A 3855-nucleotide genomic window follows, 5' to 3' on the forward strand; every position below is an offset into this window, starting at 1 on the left:
CCACCGACCGGCCGACGCATTGCGCACCGCCGATGCCCGCTCACACCGACGTGGCGCAACAGCGGCTGCTCGCCGATCCCTGCCTGCTCCGCGAGATCGCCGACGCGGTCGGTGGACCGTTTCATGTGCTGTTCCCCGAGCGCGTCGCGGTGAATATCCGGGCGTTTCAGTCGGTCTTCACCGAGGCAGACGTCGACGGGTTCGTCTACTTCGGGAAGAAGGCGAACAAGGCGGCGTGCGTGGCTCGGGCGTGCGCGGAGAGCGGGGCGGGGATCGATGTCGCCAGCACCGGAGAACTCGTCGCGGCGCTGGGGCAGGGGGTGCGCGGCGAGGACCTGATGGTCACCGGGCCCGCGAAGTCCGACGAGCTGCTGTGGCTGGCGGCTCGGCACGGGTCGTTGATCGCGATCGACGCGCTCGACGAACTCGACCGGCTCGCCGCGCTCGAACTGCCGGTGCGAGTGCTGCTCCGGGTACTGCCGGAGGGCTCGACCAGCCGCTTCGGGCTCGACCCGATGGAGCTCGAACAAGCGATCCAGGCCATCGGTGCACCGATCACGCTGTCGGGCTTCAGTTTCCACCTGTCCGGCTATGACGCTGTCGACCGCTCCGAACAGGCGGCCGCGCTGGTCGGGCACTGCAGGCGCGCACGAGCCAACGGCCATCGGGCGGACACGATCTCGATCGGTGGCGGGTTCGGCGTCGACTATCTCGATGCCTCGGCGTGGACCGAGTTCCAGAACACCCTCAGCGACAAGTGGTTCCACACGAATCCGCCCGGCGACTACTACCCCTATCACTTCCCGGCTCCCGGCGCGGCCATGCTCGACGCCGTTCTCTCCCACAACGACCTCGCCGGACTGTTGCGCGACAACGGAATACGGCTCGCGGTCGAGCCCGGCCGGGCCCTGCTCGACCGGGCGGGAAGTTCCGTCTTCCGGGTCCAGGGCGTGAAAACCCGGACCGCACAGGGAAGCCCGTACGACATCCTCACCGTCGACGGCACCAGTCTCAGCCTGTCCGAACAGTGGTTCGACAGTGAATACCTGCCCGATCCCGTGCTGTGGCCCGAAAGCGCCGGCCACCTCACCCCCACCTGTGTCGGCGCCACCACCTGTCTGGAGTCCGACCTGCTCAGCAGACGGCGCATCCCGCTGCCCCGCCGCGCACGAACCGGCGACCTGCTCGTCTACCCGAACACCGCCGGGTATCAGATGGACTCCAACGAGTCCCCGTTCCACGAACTCCCGCTCCCGCCGAAGGTGGTGTTGCGCCCAGGCGCGGACCGACTGCGCTGGAGCCTGGACAGCACTGCCCGCTGATCCACCCGAGCTCTCGATCCGATGGAGGAACAACCCATGGCTCTCGTCACGCGCGTGACGGACCTGATCGGCCGCACGCCCCTGTTCGAACTCGCCGTCACCGACACCGGCACGCGGCTGCTGCTCAAGCTCGAGCAGTTCAATCCGACCGGTGCCGCCAAGATCAGAATGGCCCGTTCGATGGTGCTCGACGCGGAGCGGCGAGGTTTGCTGCGCGATGGCGGGCATATCATCGAGTCGACGTCCGGCAACACCGGACTCGGCTTGGCGGTGGTCGCGGCCGAACGTGGCTATCGATTCACCGCCGTGGTCGACAACCACGCCTGTAAGGACAAGTTGCGCGCGATGCGAGCCATGGGCACCGACCTGGTGTTCGTCGCCGACGACGGTGACGACGAGCTGGCCACCTCGGCACGGGAAGACCTCGCCGAGGCCATGGCGGCTGCCCGCGACGACGCGTACTTCACCGAACAGCACAACAACGACGCCAACGCCGTCGGCTACTACGCCGTAGCGGACGAATTGCTGAGCGAGGTCGAACGGGTCGACATCCTGCTCTCCGCGGTCGGCACCGGCGGCTCTCTGTTCGGCACCGCCACCCGGCTGCGCGACCTCGGCCTGCCCGCCCGGGTGATCGGGATCGAGCCGGTCGGATCCATCGCCTTCGGCGGCGAGGGCGGACCGTACTGGCAGTCGGGCACCGGCACCCCACCCGGCGCGACCATCGGCACCGCCGTCGACTACGCCCTGCTCGACGAGGGCGTGAAGGTGAGCGACGTCGACGCCTTCGCCACCACCCGCGCCGTCGCCAGGACACACGGTCTGTTGATCGGTGGTTCGGCGGGCGGTTCGGTGCACAATGCCTTGGCGCGGCTCGAGGAGTTCCCGGCCGGGTCCACAGTGGTGACCATCGTGTGTGATGGTGGCGAGAAGTATCTCGACACCGTGTTCGACGACGACTGGATGAGCGCCCGCGACCTGCTCGATCCCGCCGCCGAAGCGGAAGTGACCACCCTGCTGCGCCGCTATTCACCGCTGCGGCGCCAGGACGAATTGATGGAGGTCAGGTGAGCGCGATCGCGCGCGAGACGAACCACGGAGCGGGTGGGTGAACGGCACGGCGACCGATAGCAGCGCGCTGGCCAGGCTGGCGACGCCGATCGCGCTCACCCAACTGGCGCAGATCGCGGTCTCGACGACCAATCTCGCGCTGATGGGCACCCTCGGTGTGCGCGAGGTCGCCGCGGGCGGGCTGGCGCTGGTGCTGTTCAACCAGATCCGCACGATGTGCGTCGGGCTGATCACCGGCACCGGGAATCAGATCGCGGGCGCGCTCGGCGCGGCCGGGAAGCGCGGCGGTTCGGCCGACGACGAAGTGCGCGCGGTGGTCCGGGCGGCAGTCGTCATCGCGACGATCGCCGGACTGCTCGGCGGCGCACTGCTGATCGGGCTCGGGTGGGTACTGCCGTGGCTCGGCCAGGATGCCGGTGTGCTCGACGCGGCGCGGCCGATGATGATCGCCCTCGCGCCAGGGTTACTGCCGTGTCTGTGGTTCCAGGTGCTGCGCCAATACACCGTCGGCATGCAGCGGCCCCAGGCGTTGCTGCTGGTCACGCTCGGTTCGGTGGCCTTGAATCTGGTGCTGGCACTGGCCTTCATCCACGGCTGGGCCGGCATTCCGGCGATGGGCCTGACCGGTGTCGGCATCGCGACCTCGCTGGTCTTCCTGATCACCTTCGGGGTGTTCTGGGCGATGGTGCGCCGCGACGAGCAACTCGGCCGCACCCTGCCCTCGACGCCGTGGCCGGTGCGCTGGGCGACCGTGCGCGAGGAACTGCGCCTCGGCACGCCGATCGCGCTCACCTACGGTTCGGAAGCGGGCATGTTCTCGGTGCTCGCGCTGGTGATGGGCAGCTTCGGGCCGGCCGCGCTGGCCGCGCACAATGTGGTCTACCAGATCATCTACATCGTGTTCCAGATGGCGATCGGGCTGTCCCACGGGGCGTCGATCCTGGTGAGCGATGCGGTCGCGCGCGATGAGTTCGGGCACGCGCGGGCGCTGGCCTGGCTGGCGCTGCGGATGGCCGCGGTGATCGCGATCGTCACCGGCGCTGTCTACGTGCTCGCCCCGGACATCGTGCTCGCACCGTTCCTCGATACCACCGACACCGGCACCGTCGCCATCGCGCACACCCTGTTGCTCATCGGCATCGTGCTGCAATTCTTCGACGCCGCCCAGAACATCGGCACCGGGCTCCTGCGTGGGCTGAAGGAGACCTCCGCGGGCTTCCGGCTGTCACTGGTCGGTTACTGGGGCGTGGGCCTGCCCTCAGCGCTGCTGCTCGCCTTCCCGCTGCACCTGGGCGCGGCCGGGGTCTGGTGGGGCTTGACGGCCGGCCTGGCCACCACCGCCGTACTGATGCTGCGCAAGTACTTCGCGCTGCTCGAGCAGGCGGGCGTGGTCCCGCCACGACGGGTGCCGGTCACACAATCACGATGACAGCGAGCACAGCGAAGGCGGGCGACACTCGGT

General features: G+C 68.9%; 3 protein-coding genes. All 3 read left to right on the forward strand.

Features of this window, described 5'->3' with window-relative positions:
- A partial coding sequence (locus tag ACFWF3_RS27460) for a Y4yA family PLP-dependent enzyme (protein ID WP_379316291.1) occupies positions 1 to 1322 on the forward strand: 1322 nt, incomplete at its 5' end.
- 36 nt (positions 1323 to 1358) lie between these two features.
- Positions 1359 to 2393 carry a PLP-dependent cysteine synthase family protein gene (locus ACFWF3_RS27465; protein WP_379316293.1) on the forward strand — a complete coding sequence of 345 codons (1035 nt, stop codon included), beginning with the start codon at positions 1359 to 1361 and terminating at the stop codon, positions 2391 to 2393.
- 37 nt (positions 2394 to 2430) lie between these two features.
- Positions 2431 to 3822, forward strand: a complete 1392-nt coding sequence (locus ACFWF3_RS27470) for an MATE family efflux transporter (protein ID WP_379316295.1) — start codon at positions 2431 to 2433, stop codon at positions 3820 to 3822.
- Positions 3823 to 3855: the final 33 nt, after the last annotated feature.

This window comes from Nocardia sp. NPDC060220 (assembly GCF_042727815.1).
Lineage (GTDB): Bacteria > Actinomycetota > Actinomycetes > Mycobacteriales > Mycobacteriaceae > Nocardia.

Coding starts and splice junctions, on each gene's coding strand:
- ACFWF3_RS27465 (WP_379316293.1), top strand. CDS start 1,359: ATGGCTCTCGTCACGCGCGTGACGGACCTGATCGGCCGCACGCCCCTG.